This window comes from Streptomyces sp. NPDC012474 (genome assembly GCF_042955185.1).
GTDB lineage: Bacteria > Actinomycetota > Actinomycetes > Streptomycetales > Streptomycetaceae > Streptomyces > Streptomyces cahuitamycinicus.
Window position 1 is genome coordinate 137,571 of the sequence record NZ_JBIBEP010000004.1, and the last position, 17,595, is coordinate 155,165.

The 17,595-nt window shown below is 70.5% G+C and carries 18 protein-coding genes and 1 tRNA gene; 9 read left to right on the top strand and 10 right to left on the bottom strand.

Annotated elements, in window-relative coordinates; translation table 11 throughout:
- Window positions 1-289 precede the first annotated feature (289 nt).
- Together ACFY9S_RS11275 and ACFY9S_RS11280 are read right to left on the bottom strand one after the other, a co-directional pair.
- Window positions 290-363: transfer RNA gene (locus tag ACFY9S_RS11275), tRNA-Pro, on the bottom strand.
- A 42-nt stretch (window positions 364-405) separates the two neighbouring features.
- Window positions 406-627, bottom strand: coding sequence for a hypothetical protein (locus ACFY9S_RS11280; protein WP_391125795.1), 222 nt, complete (start codon window positions 625-627; stop codon window positions 406-408).
- A 264-nt stretch (window positions 628-891) separates the two neighbouring features.
- Between ACFY9S_RS11280 and ACFY9S_RS11285 the strand changes: the two genes are divergently transcribed.
- A complete protein-coding gene (locus ACFY9S_RS11285; protein ID WP_391125798.1) occupies window positions 892-1,236 on the top strand; it encodes a cupin domain-containing protein in 345 nt (114 codons plus the stop codon).
- Between the two features lie 13 nt (window positions 1,237-1,249).
- Here ACFY9S_RS11285 and ACFY9S_RS11290 read toward each other — a convergent pair whose 3' ends face one another.
- Window positions 1,250-2,287, bottom strand: coding sequence for a substrate-binding domain-containing protein (locus ACFY9S_RS11290; RefSeq protein WP_391125801.1), 1,038 nt, complete (start codon window positions 2,285-2,287; stop codon window positions 1,250-1,252).
- A 111-nt stretch (window positions 2,288-2,398) separates the two neighbouring features.
- On the opposite strand from ACFY9S_RS11290, the gene ACFY9S_RS11295 reads away from it, so the two are divergent.
- Complete coding sequence (locus ACFY9S_RS11295; protein WP_391125804.1) at window positions 2,399-3,562, top strand: Gfo/Idh/MocA family oxidoreductase; 1,164 nt, start codon at window positions 2,399-2,401, stop codon at window positions 3,560-3,562.
- A 143-nt stretch (window positions 3,563-3,705) separates the two neighbouring features.
- Here the strand turns inward: ACFY9S_RS11295 and ACFY9S_RS11300 are convergent, their stop codons facing one another.
- Window positions 3,706-4,317, bottom strand: a complete 612-nt coding sequence (locus tag ACFY9S_RS11300; protein WP_391125807.1) for a TMEM175 family protein — start codon at window positions 4,315-4,317, stop codon at window positions 3,706-3,708.
- 64 nt (window positions 4,318-4,381) lie between these two features.
- Complete coding sequence (locus ACFY9S_RS11305) at window positions 4,382-5,413, bottom strand: substrate-binding domain-containing protein (protein WP_391125810.1); 1,032 nt, start codon at window positions 5,411-5,413, stop codon at window positions 4,382-4,384.
- Window positions 5,414-5,521: 108 nt separating this feature from the next.
- Here ACFY9S_RS11305 and ACFY9S_RS11310 point away from each other — a divergent pair, with 108 nt between their 5' ends.
- The 5 genes from ACFY9S_RS11310 to ACFY9S_RS11330 all read left to right on the top strand — a co-directional run bounded on the left by ACFY9S_RS11310 (window position 5,522) and on the right by ACFY9S_RS11330 (window position 10,275).
- Window positions 5,522-6,679 carry a phytanoyl-CoA dioxygenase family protein gene (locus ACFY9S_RS11310; protein ID WP_391125812.1) on the top strand — a complete coding sequence of 386 codons (1,158 nt, stop codon included), beginning with the start codon at window positions 5,522-5,524 and terminating at the stop codon, window positions 6,677-6,679.
- A gap of 8 nt (window positions 6,680-6,687) precedes the next feature.
- Window positions 6,688-7,464 (top strand): oxidoreductase, encoded by a 777-nt coding sequence (locus tag ACFY9S_RS11315; RefSeq protein WP_391125815.1) that lies wholly within the window; start codon window positions 6,688-6,690, stop codon window positions 7,462-7,464.
- Between the two features lie 47 nt (window positions 7,465-7,511).
- The gene (locus tag ACFY9S_RS11320) at window positions 7,512-8,516 is read left to right on the top strand and encodes a Gfo/Idh/MocA family oxidoreductase (protein ID WP_391125818.1); all 1,005 of its coding nucleotides are present in this window, start codon (window positions 7,512-7,514) and stop codon (window positions 8,514-8,516) included.
- Complete coding sequence (locus ACFY9S_RS11325; RefSeq protein ID WP_391125821.1) at window positions 8,513-9,535, top strand: Gfo/Idh/MocA family oxidoreductase; 1,023 nt, start codon at window positions 8,513-8,515, stop codon at window positions 9,533-9,535. Before ACFY9S_RS11320 ends, ACFY9S_RS11325 begins: the two co-directional genes overlap by 4 nt.
- A 353-nt stretch (window positions 9,536-9,888) precedes the next feature.
- Window positions 9,889-10,275: a hypothetical protein gene (locus tag ACFY9S_RS11330; protein WP_391125824.1), complete on the top strand. Its 387-nt coding sequence runs from the start codon at window positions 9,889-9,891 to the stop codon at window positions 10,273-10,275.
- 117 nt (window positions 10,276-10,392) lie between these two features.
- On the opposite strand, the gene ACFY9S_RS11335 is transcribed toward ACFY9S_RS11330, so the two are convergent.
- From ACFY9S_RS11335 to ACFY9S_RS11355, 5 genes are read right to left on the bottom strand one after another with little or no spacing between them, the layout of a single operon-like run.
- Window positions 10,393-11,412, bottom strand: coding sequence for a Gfo/Idh/MocA family oxidoreductase (locus ACFY9S_RS11335; RefSeq protein ID WP_391125827.1), 1,020 nt, complete (start codon window positions 11,410-11,412; stop codon window positions 10,393-10,395).
- A gap of 18 nt (window positions 11,413-11,430) precedes the next feature.
- Window positions 11,431-12,333: a sugar phosphate isomerase/epimerase gene (locus ACFY9S_RS11340; protein WP_358277435.1), complete on the bottom strand. Its 903-nt coding sequence runs from the start codon at window positions 12,331-12,333 to the stop codon at window positions 11,431-11,433.
- A 1-nt stretch (window position 12,334) separates the two neighbouring features.
- A complete protein-coding gene (locus ACFY9S_RS11345) occupies window positions 12,335-13,246 on the bottom strand; it encodes an ATP-binding cassette domain-containing protein (protein WP_391125830.1) in 912 nt (303 codons plus the stop codon).
- Window positions 13,247-13,251: 5 nt separating this feature from the next.
- A complete protein-coding gene (locus tag ACFY9S_RS11350; RefSeq protein ID WP_351333550.1) occupies window positions 13,252-14,331 on the bottom strand; it encodes an ABC transporter permease in 1,080 nt (359 codons plus the stop codon).
- Window positions 14,331-15,350 (bottom strand): sugar ABC transporter substrate-binding protein, encoded by a 1,020-nt coding sequence (locus ACFY9S_RS11355; protein WP_189588023.1) that lies wholly within the window; start codon window positions 15,348-15,350, stop codon window positions 14,331-14,333. Before ACFY9S_RS11355 ends, ACFY9S_RS11350 begins: the two co-directional genes overlap by 1 nt.
- 321 nt (window positions 15,351-15,671) lie before the next feature.
- Between ACFY9S_RS11355 and iolC the strand changes: the two genes are divergently transcribed.
- Both iolC and ACFY9S_RS11365 read left to right on the top strand, forming a co-directional pair.
- The gene (gene iolC, locus ACFY9S_RS11360) at window positions 15,672-16,649 is read left to right on the top strand and encodes a 5-dehydro-2-deoxygluconokinase (protein ID WP_391125834.1); all 978 of its coding nucleotides are present in this window, start codon (window positions 15,672-15,674) and stop codon (window positions 16,647-16,649) included.
- 64 nt (window positions 16,650-16,713) lie between these two features.
- Window positions 16,714-17,592, top strand: coding sequence for a deoxyribose-phosphate aldolase (locus ACFY9S_RS11365; RefSeq protein ID WP_391125837.1), 879 nt, complete (start codon window positions 16,714-16,716; stop codon window positions 17,590-17,592).
- Window positions 17,593-17,595 lie beyond the last annotated feature (3 nt).

Below are 17,595 nucleotides of genomic sequence, written 5' to 3' on the forward strand. Positions count from 1 at the left end.
GGGATACAGCAACGGGCCCTGCCGTCACCTACCTCCGCCGTCGGGGCATCCGTCACAGGTGCCCAAGGTGTCCGGACTCAGAGGGAAAGGCCCGTTGGCCTTGGGGAGCTGCCGAGGCAGGCCGCCGAGAGGGGACCGCCCGGGGACGGCGCCGCCCCTACGAAGAAAAGGGCTGACGCACGGGACCAGCTCAGTCAAGAGCTCTGGTATCCAACCGGCCCCCGAGAATGATCAAGGGGTCGCTTCAGATCTCCTCTGAAAACGACCCCTGACCCGCGACTCCGTAAAGTCGGGACGACAGGATTTGAACCTGCGACCCCTTGACCCCCAGTCAAGTGCGCTACCAAGCTGCGCCACGTCCCGTTGCGCATCGCTCGGTGAACCGCGCGATCACGCAGGTCAACCCTACCGCATGGGGAATCCTCCCCCGGCCCGCGCCGACGGCCGGTCCGGGCGCCGGGTCCAGCCGGCGAGACCCACCGTCGAGACGGCGACGGCGAGGACGGCCCACCAGGGGAGGTTCGCCTTGGTCGCGTGTCCGGCGCAGGCCGCCACGGCCAGGAGTGCCGTGACGGCTCCCCCCGACAGCCCGGTCCGCCGGGCGGGTCGTCGCCCCGTCTCGTCCACGTCCTGCTCCCCCTTCACCCACGCACTCGCATGCCCCTGAACATCTCAACTCCCGGGCATATGCCGCAAACAATACGCGAGTCCGCGAGAACTCCCGACCAGGGCATAGGGGTTGAGACGGACAAAGGCGGTGGGCCGGGGGGCTCCCGTCCCAACCGGGCTCGCGACCTCAGCGGCAGGGACGACGGTGTGTCCGGCGGGCCCGCCCGGCACCCCACACTCTGTCCAGGCCGCTCCTGCGCTCACCGGGGCTAGGGTCGCCGCATGACGCACAGCTTCGTACTGCACATCCCCGACGCCGAGCTCGAACCCGAGCCCCTCGCACCCGGGCAGATCGTCTCCGGGACGCCCGAGGTGACCGGCAAGGTGGTCTGGGAGTCGGAGGACGGCCGTCGGATGCGGGGCGTCTGGCAGATCACGCCCGGCGTGGTCACCGACACCGAGGCCGACGAGCTGTTCGTCGTGATCAGCGGTTCGGCGACGATCGAGGTCGAGGGCGGACCGACGCTCACGGTCGGACCCGGCGACCTGGCCGTCCTGCGCGAGGGCGACCGTACGACGTGGACGGTGCACGAGACCCTGCGCAAGGCGTACGCGATCAACCTCTGAGCGAGATGGGCGATCAGGGCGCCGGCGCCGTCGTCCCCCTGATCTCCAGGGTGGGCGTGGCGAGTTGGACGCGGCCGGCTCCGCCGGGGCCCACGAAGCGCTCCAGGAGGCAGCGGGCCGCGCGGCGGCCGACCTCGTGGCTCGAGTTGTCGACCGTCGTGAGCCAAACGTGCCGCAGCCGGGCGATGCTCGTGTTGTCGTAGCCGACGACGGACAGGTCGCGCGGGACCCGCAGCCCCATCTCCTCGGCCGCCGAGAGCACGCCGATGGCGGCCATGTCGTTGACGGCGAAGACGGCCGTGGGCCGTTCGGGGCCGCTGAGCAGCCGGACGGTCGTGCGGTAGCCGCCCTCCTCGGTCATGTCGCTCGGCTCGACCACCGCCAGCTCCGCGAGGCCGTGCCGGCGCATGGTCGCCTCGAAGCTGCCGCGCCGCAGCCCACCCACCACGCCGTAGCCCGCGATGTGCGCGATACGGCGGTGCCCGAGGCCGATCAGGTGCTCGGCGACCAGCCGGGCGCCCCGCTCGTCGTCGCCCGCCACGACGTCGACGCCCGGCGGTGCCGGTTCGCGGGAGCCGGCCAGCACGACCGGGATCCGCTCGGCCACCGCGCCGAGGGCCGCCGGGTCGGGCAGCGTGCCGACCACGACCAGGCCGTCGACGCGCAGGTCCAGCAGCGGGTCGGCCGGATCCTGGCCGGTGCGGCGGTTGAGACGGGCGTCGGCCAGCAGCATGTGCAGGCCGTTGGCGTGCAGCAGGGAGTTCAGCCCTTCGAGGAGGTCGACGAACCAGGGGTTGCGCAGGTCGTTGAGGAGGACACCGACCATGAGGGTTCCCCCTGCTCGAGCGACGTCGAGGGCTGGAGGGAGGGTCCGCTGCTCGCTGAGGCTCCGGGCGGCGGCGTTGGGCCGGTAGCCGAGCTCCTGGGCGGCCCGGAGCACGGCGTCCCGCTTCTCGGGCCGTACCTGGCCGGAGCCGCGCAGCACGAGGGAGACCAGCGACTTGGAGACACCGGCTCGTTCGGCCACGTCCCGGATCGTCGGCTGTCTCATGAGATGGACCGTTCCATGTGGCGCACGGGCTTGTCAAAGGGTTGACAGCGTCGGCAAACCCCGCCCAGGGTGGCCTGGACAAGTTCTGGAACGGTCCAAAGAGGGGCTCTCATGGTGGACACGCTCGGCGTAGCCGTCGTCGGATTCGGCTGGATGGGGCGGGTGCACACCCAGGCGTACGCGCGTGTGCGCCACCACTATCCGCGGCTGCCCCTCGTTCCGGAGCTGGTGACGGTCGCGGAGGAGGTGCCGGGCCGGGCGGAGGAGGCCGCCGCACAGTTCGGGTTCGCCTCCACGGCACGCGACTGGCGCGAGGTGGCCGCCGACCCGCGGGTCAAGGCGGTCAGCATCACCGCGCCGAACTTCCTGCACCGCGAGATCGGTGTCGCCATGGCCGAGGCCGGCAAGCACATCTGGATCGAGAAGCCGGTGGGTCTGTCCGCCGAGGACGCCCGTGCGGTGGCGGACGCGGTGGCCACGGCGGGTGTGCAGGGCACGGTGGGCTTCAACTACCGCAACGCGCCCGCTGTCGAGGCGGCCCGCGAGCTGATCGCCTCCGGGGAGATCGGCACGGTCACACACGTCCGCGTCCGGCTGTTCAGCGACTACGCTGCCCACCCCGAGTCCGCGCTGACCTGGCGGTACGAGCGGGAGCGGGGCGGCAGCGGGGTGCTGGGCGACCTGGCCTCGCACGGCGTTGACCTGGCCCGGTTCCTGCTGGGCGACATCACGTCCCTCGCGGCCGACACGGCGGTCTTCCTCCCGGAGCGGGCCCGCCCGGCCGGCGCCACGGCGGGGCACAGCCGCGCCGCCGGAGGTGAACTGGGCCCGGTGGAGAACGAGGACTACGTCAGCTGCCTGCTGCGCTTCGCCTCCGGGGCGCGCGGTGTCCTGGAGGCCTGCCGGGTCTCGGTCGGTGAGCAGAACAACTACGGCTTCGAGGTGCACGGCACGAAGGGAGCCGTGTTCTGGGACTTCCGCCGCATGAACGAGCTGGGCGTCAGCCGCGGCACGACGTACCAGGACCAGTCCGTCACCACGGTCTACGTCGGCCCGGGCGACGGGGAGTTCGCCGCCTTCCAGCCGGGCGCGGCCAACGCGATGGGGTACGACGACCTGAAGGTCATCGAGGCGTACCGCTTCCTCACGTCGGTCGCCGAGGGCACCGCGCACGGAGCGACGCTCACGGACGCCGTGCACAGCGCGGCCGCGCTGGACGCGATGGCACGGTCGGCGCGCAGCGGCACGTGGGCACAGGTGGCCGGGCGGGCCTGAAGCGATACGGGCGCAGGCGGCCGGGCGGCCTGAAGCGGTACGCGGGCGAAGGTGGCCGGGCGGCCTGAAGCGATACGGGCGAAGGTGGCCGGGCGGCCTGAAGCGATACGGGCACAGGTGGCCGGGCGGCATGAAGCGGTCCGTCAGCCCCGGGTCTGGAGGCGTCGGCCCAGGTAGACCTTCACCGGGACGAGGACGAGCCACAGCCACATGATGGCGGGGCCGGTCACGAAGACCAGCGGCACGGTGACGAGGAAGACCACCACGATCGTGGCGCTGTCGAGGAGGTACAGCGGGGTCGTCGCGTCGGTGGGCGTGCCGTGGCGCAGCCAGGGGCGCCTGGCCAGGACGGCCGCGATCGCCACATGGCAGGCGCCGAGCGCGGCGACCGCCCCGGCGTAGACGGCGACCGTCAGGGACTGGTCGCCGTACTCGGCAAGCAGCCGGGTGGGGAAGGGCACGAGGGCCGCGACGCCGAACCCGACGACGGACAGGCCGACCACCTGCGCGTCGACCTCACGCACCCCGCGGAAGATCCTGCGGTGGTCGCGCCAGTAGCTGCCGAGCACCGCGACGCTGAGCGCGTAGGCCCCGAGGTCGGGAAGCACCCGGCGCAGGGCCTCCTGGTACTCGTCGGGCTCCAGGTCCCGGGGCACGTAGAGATCCAGGACGAGCAGGGTGATGGCGATGGCGAACACGCCGTCGGCGAGCGCCAGCAACCGGCCCGGCCCGCCGTCCGGGCGTGATGTCCACATGGGCCCGACGGTAGGCGCAGTGCGGGCCCCGCTTCCGTATCCACGCCCGGCCTTGCCGTCCGGATCACACGGCCGCCTGCGGTGGCATGTTGTACGGCGTCACCACCTGGATCGCCGACGGCAGGGTCGGACCCGCCGGGGGCAGCGCGTCGTGGGCGCGCATGACGGTGTGGCAGGCCTCGCGGACGTCCTGGCGGAGGTCGTGGTGGAGCACGGCGGACAGCCGGTGCTCGCGCAGCAGCCGGGTGTTGTCGTGGTCGAGGTCGTGCGCGACGAACACCGCGCAGTCGCGGCCGAGGTCGTCGAAGGCCCGCAGTGTCGCGATGTTGCCGCCGCCGATCGAGTACACCGCGCGGATGTCCGGGTCGCGTTCCAGTGCGGCCCGGACGAGGTCGTACTGGGTGGCGTCCAGGCCCTGCCCCTCGGCGATCTCGACCAGTGTGCGCTCGGGGTGCCGGGCGCGCATCGCGCTGCGGAAGCCCATCTCGCGCTCTTCCTCGTTGCGGAAGAAGCCGCTGCTGAGGCTGGTGAGGATGTTGCCCGGGCGCCGGCCCAGCCACTGGCCCATCAGGTAGGCGGCCGTCGCTCCCGCCGCCCGGTCGTCTATGCCGACGTAGGCGCGGCGGGTGCTGGCGGGCAGGTCGGTCACCAGCGTCACGACCGGGACGCCGGCGGCTTCGAGGCGGCCGACCGCGGCGGTGACCTCGGGGACATCCGGGGCCTTGAGGATCACGCCCTGCGAGCCGCGCCGGGCGATGCGGTCCAGGATCCGCACCAGCTCCCCGGCCGGGCCGGTCTCGCGGAAGTGGAAGCGGGAGCGCAGCACCGCCGGACGCAGGGACGGCAGCTCGGCCTCCAGGGCGGCACGGACGGCCGTCGTGAACCGTTCGGGCGCCTGCATCACGATGTCGACCATGAACGTCCGGCCGACGAGGCGGACCTGGGTGCGCTGCCGGTCGAGGTCGGCGATGGCCTGGCGGACCTCCCGTGCGGTGCTCTCGCGCACGCCTCCCCTGCCGTTCAGCACCCGGTCGACGGTCGCCTCGCTCAGGCCCGCCTGCCGTGCGATCTCCCGGATCGGGAACGGGTGGCCCATGCGCCGGCTCCTTGAGGGGTTTTTGATGGCTCGCTGCTGGTTGTTCGAGGTGTTTGTACTGACAAGAATGGCAGGGCTGCGTCGCTCCGTGACCTCGAAAGGACGACGATGTCCTTCACTTCCGTCCACCACCGTGCCTGGCTGTCCGAGCAGGACTGCGATCTCGGCGCGTTCCGCGCGCTGGTCGAGCGGGCCACCGACCCCGCCGACTACCCGCACGCGTCCGCCGTGGAGCGCAACGTGCCCGTCTACGACTGCGGCCTGATCGAAGGCGACCGGGTGGTCCAGGCCGAGCTGGTGCGGGCGCTCGCCGACGGGCCCGGCATCGTGGTCTTCCGCGGCGCCTTTCCCGACCCCCGGGTCGTGGACCGGGCCACCGACGTGTTCGAGGCGCTGATCGCCGAGCAGCGCGCCTCGGGCGCGGCCGCCGGTGACCACTTCGCCAAGCCGGGCGCCAACGACCGGGTGTGGAACGCGCTGGAGAAGGCGGCCCTCCGCGACCCGGAGGCGTTCGCCGACTACTACGCGAACGAGGTCCTGGCCCTGGTGGCCACCGCCTGGCTGGGCCCCGGCTACCAGGTCACCTCCCAGCTCAACGTGGTCAACCCGGGCGGCGCCGCGCAGGACGCGCACCGCGACTACCACCTGGGCTTCCTGACGAACGAGGTCGCCGCCGCCTACCCGGCGCACGTGCACCGCCTCTCCCCCGCGCTGACGCTGCAGGGCGCGGTCGCGCACTGCGACATGCCGGTGGAGTCCGGGCCGACGATGTACCTGCCGCACTCGCAGAAGTACGAGCCGGGCTATCTCGCCTGGCGGCTGCCGGAGTTCCGGGCGTACTTCGAGGCGCACCAGGTGCAGCTGCCGCTCGCGAAGGGCGACGCGGTGTTCTTCAACCCGGCCCTGTTCCACGCGGCCGGCACCAACCGCTCCGCGGACATCCGGCGCATGGCCAACCTGCTCCAGGTGTCGTCCCCGTTCGGCCGTGCCATGGAGACGGTGGACCGGGAGGCGGTGTCCAACGCGGTGTACCCGGCCCTCCTCAGGCGCAAGGCCGAGGGTGCCGACCAGGCGTGGCTGGACCATGTGGTCGCGGCGAGCGCCGAGGGCTACCCCTTCCCCACCAACCTCGACAGCGACCCGCCGGTCGACGGGCTGGCCCCGCCCTCGCAGGCGGATCTGATGCGGCGGGCGCTGCGCGAGGAATGGACGCCGGAGGCGCTCCGGGCGGAGCTGCGGGCCGGTGCCGAACGGCGAGAGAGCTGAGGAACCCGATGGGACTACTCGACGACAAGGTCGTCCTGGTCAACGGCGGAAGCCAGGGGGTCGGCGCGGCCATCGCGCGGGCCGCGGTGCGCGAAGGGGCGGTCGTGGCCGTCACCGGGCGGCGTCCCGAGCCCGGCGAAGCCCTGGTGGAGGAACTGACCGCCGCGGGCGGCAAGGCCCTGTACGTGCGGGCCGACCTGTCCGACGCCGAGCAGGCGAAGGCCTCGGTGGCCCGGGTCGTGGAAACGTACGGCCGGGTCGACTGCCTCGTGAACTCGGCCGGACTGACCTCCCGCGGCACGCTGCTCGACACCACGCCCGAGCTGTTCGACCAGCACATCGGGATCAACCTCAAGGGCCCGTTCTTCGCGATGCAGGCGGCGGTGGCGGACATGGTGGGGCGCGAGGCGCCCGGCACGGTCGTCAACATCATCACCTCGTCGGCCCACGGCGGGCAGCCGTTCCTGGCGCCGTACGTCGCCGCCAAGGCGGGGCTGATCGGCCTGACCCGCAACGCCGCGCACGCCCACCGCTGGGACCGGGTCCGGATCAACGGCCTCAACATCGGCTGGACGGCGACGGAGGGCGAGGACGCCACGCAGCGGGCCTTCCACGGGGCCGGGGACGACTGGCGTGACGAAGCCGCCGCGAAGCTGCCCATGGGCAAGCTCGGCCAGCCGGACGAGATCGCCGACTTCGTGGTCTTCCTGCTGTCGGACCGGTCCGGGGTGGTCACCGGATCGGTCATCGACTGGGACCAGAACGTCCTCGGCGGACTCGACTGAGCCCTCTCCGCAAGCAACCCTCCCCCTCCTCTAGGAGCAACACCCCCATGCGTATCGGAATCCTCGGCCTCGGCCGCATCGGCGCCTTCCACGCCGAGACCCTCTCCGGACTCGACGCCGTCGACTCCCTCGTCGTCACCGACCCGTTCGCGGACGCCGCCAAGGCCGCCGCCGAGCGGTTCGGGGCGGACGTCGTGGACTCCCCGGATGCGCTGCTGGCCGCCGGCGTGGACGGCATCGTCGTCGCGGCCGCCACGGACGCCCATCCCGCGCTGATCCTCGCCGGTGTCGAAGCCGGTGTCCCCGTCTTCTGCGAGAAGCCAGTCGCCCGGACCATGGCCGAGGGTGTCGAGGTGCTCAAGGCCGTCCGCGGCCGGGACGTGCCGATCCAGATCGGCTACAACCGCCGTTTCGACGCCGGGTTCGTCAACGCCCGGGCCGCCGTGCAGAGCGGTGAGCTCGGCACGCTGCACACGGTCCGCTCGACCACGCTGGACCCGGCGCCGCCGCCGGCCGCGTACATCGCCGCCTCCGGGGGCATCTTCCGCGACTGCTCGGTGCACGACTTCGACATCATCCGCTGGGTGACCGGCCGCGAGGTGACCGAGGTGTACGCCGTGGGCGGCAACCGGGGCGCCGACTTCATCAAGGAGGCCGGCGACGCCGACACCACCGGCGCGATCCTCACCCTGGACGACGGCACCCTCGCGGTCGTGTCCAACTCCCGCCACAACGCCCGGGGTTACGACGTCCGCATGGAGATCCACGGCTTCCAGGACTCCATCGCGGTGGGCCTGGAGGACAAGCTGCCGCTGCGCTCCGTCGAGCCCGGGGTGACCTTCCCGGCGGGCACGCCGCACGACTTCTTCATGGACCGCTTCACCGACGCCTACCGCGCCGAACTGACCGCGTTCACCGAGGTCGTCGCCGGCACCCGCCCCTCCCCCTGCACGATCGAGGACGCCCTGGAGGCGGGCTGGATCGCCGACGCGTGCACCCTGTCCCTGCGCGAGCACCGTCCCGTGACGATCGAGGAGGTACGGCAGGCATGAGCGACACGGGCCGGGAGCCCCTGCGCATAGGTGTGCTGGGAGCCGCGCGGATCACCGAACGCTCCCTGATCGACCCGGCCCGGGCGACCGGCCACCGCCTCGTCGCGGTGGCCGCCCGCGACCGCCCCCGCGCCGAGGCGTTCGCCGCCCGGCACGGCGTGGAGCGGGTGGCGGGCTCGTACACCGAGCTGATCGCCGACCCCGAGGTCGACGTCGTCTACAACCCGCTCGCCAACGGCCTGCACGGCCCGTGGAACCTGGCCGCCCTCGCGGCCGGCAAGCACGTGCTGTCGGAGAAGCCGTCGGCGAGCAACGCGCAGGAGGCGGCGGAGGTACGGCAGGCCGCCGGGAAGTCAGGGACGGTCTTCATGGAGGCCTTCCACTACCTCTTCCACCCCGTCACCCGCCGCCTCCACGAGCTGCTCGCCTCGGGCGAGCTGGGCGAACTGCGGCACGTCGAGGCGATGGTCGCCATCGCCGCGCCGCCGGACACGGACCCGCGCTGGTCACTGCCGCTGGCCGGCGGCGCCCTGATGGACCTCGGCTGCTACAGCCTGCACGCGCTGCGGATGCTCGCCCCCTGGGCGGGCGGCGCCCCACGCCCGACCGCGGCCCGGGCCGGTGAACGCACGGGCTCGCCCGGTGTCGACGAATGGCTCGACGCCGACCTGGAGTATCCCGGTGGCGCGACGGGCTCCGCCCGCTGCCACATGGCCCACGACGGCCTGGACATGGGCATCAGGATCATCGGCTCCCGGGGCGAGGCGACGGCCCCGAACTTCGTCCTGCCCCAGCTGGACGACCGCATCGTGATCCGCACACCGCAGGGTGAGCGCACGGAACTGCTCGGCACGCGCTCGTCGTACACGTACCAGCTGGAGGCGTTCGCGGCCCGGGTACGGGGCGGTGCTCCGCTGCCGCTGGACGCGGACGACGCGGTGACGACGATGGAACTCATCGACGCGTGCTACCGGGAGGCGGGGTTCGAGCCGCGTCCGCGTACGGCACTCACGGGCTGAGAGAGCGTCGGCGGCGACGATCGGGCGTGTGTTGAGGGCAGTTGACGGTGATGCCCTGGATCGGGCGGTGGGTGCCTGCCTCGCGGACCGGCGCCGTACGGCAGTCGACTCAGCCGGCACCTCCGAGTCAAACCCGAATACGCACTCCGATTCCTGGGTGTGACGGATATCCCGGACACTCCAGAAATTTAATCAAATCCTCCGGGGCGAATGATTCGGATTGGCGGACCTCCCTTCGAAAAGGCACCCGCAATCTTCCGAGAACCAGCCACCCAGCAGATCATTTCATGTACCCTCCAACTGGCCAGCGCGCCACAGGAAGTGGCGTCAGGGGGAAACAAGGAGGCAGCAACGTGAAGGCCAGGAGACTAATCGGTGCCGGGGTCGCAGCAGTGGCGATGACGGCCATGGCGTCCGCACCGGCAGCCGCCGATGAGGTGGTCACCGGCGGCAACGTGGAAATGGTGATTTTCGGCAGCGGTACTCGCGTCGACTCTGTCACTATCCACGGGATCCCGGAACCCCAAGGCCCTGCCCAGTATCAGTTCACCTATTACGCCACCACCTCGCCGACCAAGACGCACACAAAGATTTGCGGTGGCAGCAGCACGGGGGGCAGCTGCAGTCACAAATTCAAAATCAATGCCACATACGCCAAGGGAGTCGGAATCAGAAGCTGCGGGTCGATCAAGCGTGTCGACAACCAGCAGATACTCGGAACTGCCTGCAAGAAGTGGTGATGGAGTAAAGCCTCGCCTGGCGCGGCGCACTTCACGATGATTGCGGACTTTCCGCCCCGACTGGGAGTCGGGGCGGAAGTCGTAAGAGGCGTGAGACAGGGCTTGATCAAGCGGGACTCACTGGTACAGGGCGGGCTTCTCCACCAACGCCACCTCTACGCGGCCCCCGTCCTGAAGTGCCCGCACGCCCGCTTCGCACACCGCCGCCGCGGCGTAGCCGTCCCAGGTGCTCGGGCCGGTGACCTCGCCGCGGCGGGTGGCGTCGACCCAGGTCTGGATCTCCTGGTCGTAGGCCGTCTCGAAGCGTTCGGTCCAGTCCTGGGCGATGGTGCCGCCCCAGCGGCCGGCCATGTTGGTGACCAGGGCGTGGCCGTCGCCGATGCGGGCGGTGCCGCGTTCGCAGACGACCTCGGCCTGGACCTGGTAGCCGAAGCCGCAGTTGACGAAGATCTCGACGTCGCTGAGGGCGCCGCCGTCGGTCTCGAAGACGACGAACTGGGGGTCCTGGAGGGCGTCCGGTGCGCTGGCCGAGGGGGTGGGGCGCAGCACCGTGACGGCGGTGATCTCGTGGCCCAGCAGCCAGCGGGTCGCGTCGGCCTCGTGGGCGACGGAGTCGCTGATCAGCATGGAGCTGGTGAAGAAGGGCGGGCTGGCGACGTTGCGGTGCCGGTTGTGCAGCATGAGCGGACGGCCCAGCTGACCCGTCGCCAGCAGGGCCTTCAGCTTCGCGTACTCGGGGTCGTAGCGGCGCATGAAGCCGACCTGGACCAGGCGGTGGCCGAGTCGCTGTTCGGCTTCGAGGACGCGCAGCGCGGAGGCCGCGTCGGGGGTGAGCGGCTTCTCGCACAGGACGGGCAGATCGTGCTCGAAGGCGGCGAGGAGGGTGGCCTCGTGGGCCGGGCCCGGGGAGGCGATCAGGACGGCGTCCACGTCGGCCGCCGCCATCGCGGCAGCCGGGTCGGTGTGGGCGGTGCAGCCGCCGACACGGGCGGCGACGGCCTTCGCGCGCTCCGCGTCGACGTCCACGACGGCCGCCACCCGTGCTCCGCTGGTGACTTCGTGGATGCGGCGCACATGGTCGGCGCCCATCCTTCCGGTACCGATGACCGCGACTCCCAGAGGGGCACGCTCCGTCATGGCCGTCCTTTCGGGTCGTCAGGCGCCGCAGGACCGCAGGAACTTGCGGGTGCGCACCGCGATCGGCAGCGGCTTGTCCGGCTCGCAGGGGTACATGTCCTGCTCGACGATGGCGAACAGGTCCACACCGAGCTTCTGGGCGGCCGTGAGGACGGGGCCCAGCTCCGGGACACCGGCGGGCGGTTCGCACATCACACCGCGCGCGACGGCCGGGCCGAACGGGACCTCGTTCTTGACGACGTCGGCGAGGATCTCCGGGTCGACCTGCTTGAGGTGCAGATAGCCGATGCGCTCGCCGTAGGTCTCGATCAGCTTGACGCTGTCGCCGCCGCAGTAGGCGTAGTGCCCGGTGTCCAGGCAGAGGTTGACGGCGTCGGAGTCGGTCGAGTCGAGGAACTGCTCGACGTGCGCCTCGGTGTCGATGTGGGTGTCGGCGTGCGGGTGGACGACGATGTCCAGGCCGTACTTGTCCTTCACCTCGCGACCGAGGCGCTCCATGCCCGTGGTGAGGTTGCGCCACTGCTCGGTGGTGAGCTCCGGCGCCTCCAGAATCTCGGCGGTCTTGTCGTCGCGCCAGAAGGACGGGATGACGACCAGGTGCTTGGCGTTCATCGCCTGGGTGAGCGCGGCCACGTTGCTGACCTGCTCCCAGGTGGAGTCCCACTCGGAGGGGCCGCGGTGCAGTCCGCAGAAGATGGTGCCGGCGGAGACCTTCAGGTTCCGCTTGGCCACCTCGTCGGTGAGCCGGGCCGGGTCCGTCGGGAGGTAGCCGTACGGGCCGAGTTCGATCCAGGAGTAGCCTGCCTCGGCTACTTCGTCGAGGAAGCGTTCCCAGGGCACCTGCTGGGGGTCGTCGGGGAACCAGACGCCCCAGGAGTCGGGGGCGGAGCCGACCCGGATGCGGTCGAGCGCGAGGGCCATGTCAGGACTTTCCTTCCGAGGACGTGGCTACGGGAGCGGTGAGGTCCCCCTCTTCGGGGAGCTCTTCGACGTCGACTCCGTGAACCTGTGACAACTCGTGCTTGAGAGAGGCCAGTTCGGCGCCGCCCGCCATGTGGTTGGTCAGCTCTTCGAGGCTGACGTCGCTGCGGGAGGCGGACAGTTCCATGGTGCCGAGGCGCAGCACGCTGAAGTGGTCGCCGACCATGTAGGCGTGGTGCGGGTTGTGGGTGATGAAGATGACGCCGAGGCCCTTCTCGCGGGCGGCGGCGATGTACTTCAGCACCACACCGGACTGCTTGACGCCGAGGGCGGCGGTCGGCTCGTCCAGGATGAGGACGCGGGCGCCGAAGTAGACGGCGCGGGCGATGGCGACGCACTGGCGCTGGCCGCCGGAGAGCGTGCCGATGGGCTGTTCCATGTCGTCCAGGACGATGCCCATGTTGCGCAGCTCTTCGTCCGCGGTCTTCTTCATCGTCTCGATGTCGAGACGGCGCACGGGCCAGGGGCCCTTGGTCATCTCGGAGCCGAGGAAGAAGTTGCGCCACACCGGCATCAGCGGGACGACCGCGAGGTCCTGGTAGACCGTGGCGATGCCCTTGTCGAGGGCCTCGCGCGGGGTCGAGAAGCGCACCGGTTCGCCGTCGACGAGGAACTCGCCCTCGGTGTGCTGGTGCAGACCCGAGATGATCTTGATGAGGGTGGACTTGCCGGCGCCGTTGTCACCGAGGACGCAGGTCACCCGGCCGGGGTGGACTTCGAGGCTCACGCCGTGCAGGGCGCGGATGTTGCCGTAGGACTTGCCCGCGTCCTTCAGCTCGATCACGGGACGCTCGTCCGCGGGCCGGGTGTCCTTCAGAACGGCCCCGTGGGTGCCGGTGGAGTTGCTTGTCATTCCGATCACCTCCGGGTCGCTTGCTTGCGGACCCACAGATTGACGAGGGTGGCGCCTACGAGCATCACGCCGAGGAAGGTCTTGAACCAGTCGGGGTTCCAGGTGGCGTAGACGATGCCCAACTGGACCAGGCCGAACATGAACGCGCCGAAGACCGGGCCGATGATCGTGCCGTAACCGCCGGTCAGCAGACAGCCGCCGACCACCGCCGCGGCGATGTAGATCAGCTCGTTGCCCACGCCCTCACCGGACTGCACGGTGTTGTACTGGAACAGGTTGTGCATGCCGACGAACCAGGCGCCGAAACCGACCAGCACGAACAGCGAGATCTTGGTGAAGTTCACCGGGACGCCGACGGCGCGGGCGCTGTCCTTGTTGCCGCCGACCGCGAAGATCCAGTTACCGTACTTGGTGCGCAGCAGGACCCACGTGGCCAGCGCCGCGAAAGCCAGCCACCACAAGACAGTGATCTTGACGTTGACTCCGCCGACGTCGAAGGACGAGGCGAACAGGGCCTTGGCCTGGTCGAAGCCGTCCATGTCGCTGATGTCGTCCGTGGCGACGTTGCCGGTGACCAGCTTGGTCACCGCCAGGTTCACGCCCTGCAGACCCATGAACGTGCCCAGGGTGACCAGGAAGCTCGGCAGCCCGGTCTTCACCAGCAGCCAGCCGTTGAAGAAGCCGATCGCAAGCGACACCACCAGGGCCGCGATCACGCCGACCCAGACGTTCAGGGTCAGCTCGAAGGCGGTCATGCTCGCCGTCAGCGCCGAGGCGACCGGCGCGACGCCGGAGGACAGGTCGAACTCGCCGCCGATCATCAGCAGCGCCACGGGCAGGACCATGATCCCGATGGTCGACGACTGGTAGAGGACCGTCGACATCGAACTGCCCTGGCGCAATGTCGGCGCCATGATCAGGAAGAAGACCAGGATGGCCAGGGCGCCGAGGAAGACGCCCACCTCGGGCCGAGCGAGCAGTCTCAGCACCAGGGAGCGCTGCTGGGTCCGCCCGTCCTTCTCCTTGCCCGGGCCGGAGACCGGCGGTGAAGTCACCGCCGGCTCAGCCTGCTGGGTCATGCTCATCACCGGGTGCCCTTCGCGGCGAACTCGGCGATCTTGTCGACGTTGGACTTGTCGACGAAGGCCGGGCCGGTCAGCACGGGCTGCTCGCCGCCGCCGCTGTAGTTGCCGTTGTTCTTGTAGAGCCACAGACCGTCGACGGCCAGGTAACCCTGCAGGTAGGGCTGCTGGTCCACCGCGAACTGGATGTCGCCGCTCTTGACGGCCTTGATGAGTTCCTTGTTGAGGTCGAAGGTCGCGACCTTCGCCTTGCTGCCGGCATCACTGACCGACTGCACCGCGGTCAGCGCGAACGGGGCTCCGAGCGTGACGACGTAGTCGATGGAGGAGTCCTGCTTCAGCTTGGCGGTGAGCGTCGACTTCACCGACGGCTTGTCCGCGCCGTTGACGTTCTGGACGTCGAGCTTGCCGTCGAAGGTCTTCTCCACGCCGTCGCAGCGCTGGGTGAGACCCACGTTGCCCTGCTCCTGGATGACACAGAGGGCGTGCTTCGCACCGACCTCGTTGAGCTTCTTGCCGAAGGCCTCGCCCGCGACGGACTCGTCCTGGCCGAAGAACTCCAGCATGTTGAACTGCTTCCAGTCGCTCAGGCCGGAGTTGAGGCCGACGACGGGTATGCCGGCCTTGTCCGCCTTGCCTATGACGCCCTTCATGGCGTCCGGCTTGGCGAGTGTGACCGCGATGCCGTCGACCTTCTGGTCGATCGCGGTCTGGACCAGGTTGGCCTGGTTGCCCGCGTTCGGGTCGGCCGAGTAGATGAGCTTGATGTTGTCCTTGGCGGCGGCGGCCTCGGCGCCCTTGCGGACGGTGTCCCAGAAGGTGTCGCCGGGCGCCTGGTGCGTGACCAGGGCGACGGTCATGCGCGGCGTGGTCGCCTTGCCGGCCGACGCGTCCGCGGCGCCTTCCTCGGACTTTTTGCCTCCGGAACTGCTGGAGCAGCCGGCGAGGGTCAGGGCCGCTGCCGCGGCCACGGCGACGACGGGCGCGAACCTGCGAGAGCGGGGGTGAGAAGAGCGGTCCATCTTTCCTGGCACCTCACTGTGCTACTGCGGGGGAAAGGAAGGGATCACGAAGGGATCCGTGGTCCCGGAGCCTTACGGAGTCCGGATCATGATGCCGCAAACACACTGTTGCGATGCCACGGGATCCAAGTCCCTGCCGCGCTCGCTGTCAATACTTTGTTAAGACATCATTTCACTAGCAGGTCCGAATGTAAGTACAAACTATTGACAGCGGCGCCCTCGGAGCCCTAAATCTGAGGTGCGGCAGGTCCATGGATCCACGCCCCCACCGTGTCAGGGCGCTTCAGGACCCGCATCCCCAGCTTCCCGAGGAGGTCGCGCATGGCCGAGACAGCCCAGTATTTCGATGTGATCACGATGGGCCGCATCGGGGTCGACCTCTACCCCCTGCAGACGGGCGTCCCCCTGGAGAAAGTGGAGACGTTCGGGAAATTCCTGGGAGGTTCCGCAGCCAATGTGGCGGTCGCCGCGGCCCGCCTGGGACGCCGTACGGCGGTGATCACGCGCACCGGCGACGACCCCTTCGGCACGTATCTGCACGAGGAGCTGAAGGGCTTCGGCGTCGACGACCGCTGGGTCACCCCGGTCGGCGCGTACCCGACGCCGGTCACGTTCTGCGAGATCTTCCCGCCGGACGACTTCCCGCTGTACTTCTACCGCCGTCCCAAGGCCCCGGACCTGGAGATCCACACCGACGAGCTGGACTTCTTCGCCGTCCGCGGGGCCCGGATCTTCTGGATCACCGGCACCGGCCTGAGCGAGGAGCCGAGCCGCTCCGCCACGCTCGCCGCCCTCAAGGCCCGCGACAAGTCCGGCATCACCGTCTTCGACCTCGACTGGCGCCCGATGTTCTGGCGCGACCCCGAGGAGGCCCGCCCGTACTATCGCGAGGCCCTGCGGCACGCCACGGTCGCGGTCGGCAACCTCGACGAGTGCGAGATCGCCACCGGCGTGCGCGAGCCGCAGGCCTGCGCGGACGCGCTGCTGGAAGCCGGCGTGGAGCTGGCCGTCGTCAAGCAGGGCCCCAAGGGCGTCCTGGCCGTGCACCGCGACGGCACCCGGGCCGAGGTCCCGCCGGTGCCGGTCGAAGTGGTCAACGGTCTGGGCGCGGGTGACGCCTTCGGCGGCTCGCTCTGCCACGGTCTGCTCGCCGGCTGGGACCTGGAGCGGACCATGCGCCACGCCAACACCGCCGGCGCCCTCGTCGCCTCGCGTCTCGCCTGCTCCTCCGCGATGCCCACCGAGTCCGAGGTCGCGGACCTCCTCGCCGGGGTGCCGTCGCCGAGCACGAGTCGCTGATGCGCCGCCGAGCACGAGCCACTGATGCCGTCGCCGAGTACGAGCCACTGAAACGGAGCCTTCCTTGAACATCGGCATCCCCGACCTCACCACGGTCAGAGCGCGCAACCCCGAGGCCGTCGCCGAGGCGGCGGCCCGGCGGACGCGGCGCCCGCTGCTCGGCGACAGCGGCCGCCTGATGATCGTGGCCGCCGACCACCCGGCGCGCGGCGCCCTCGGGATCGGCGACCGGCGCCTGGCCATGGCCAACCGCGCGGACCTGCTGGAGCGGCTGTGCACCGCGCTGTCGCGGCCCGGCGTCGACGGGGTGCTCGCCACCGCGGACATCCTGGAGGACCTGCTCCTGCTGGGAGTGCTGGAGAACAAGGTCGTCATGGGCTCGATGAACCGCGGTGGCCTCGCCGGCGCCGCATTCGAGATGGACGACCGCTTCACCGGCCACCGCGCCGAGGACATCGCCCGGCTCCGCTTCGACGCGGGCAAGCTCCTGGTCCGCGTCGACTACGACGATCCGGGCTCGCTGACCACCCTGGAGTCCACGGCCCGGGCGATCGACGCCATGGCGGAGCGGCGGCTGCCCTTGTTCGTCGAGCCGTTCATCTCCCGGCGGGTCGACGGCGGTGTGCGCAACGACCTGTCCGCAGAGGCCGTCACCCGCTCCGTCGCGATCGCCTCGGGCCTGGGCGGCACCTCCGCCTACACCTGGCTGAAGCTGCCCGTCACCGACGACCCGGACGACATGGCCGAGGTGCTGGAGACCTCCACCCTCCCGGTCGTGCTGCTCGGCGGCGAGGTGGGCGAGGACCAGGAGGGCGCCTACGAACGCTGGCGCAAGGCCCTGCGGCTGCCCTCCGTCCAGGGCATGGTCGTCGGGCGGTCGCTGCTCTACCCGGCCGGGGGCAGCGTGGAAGAGGCCGTGGACACGGCCGTCGGTCTGCTGTGATCC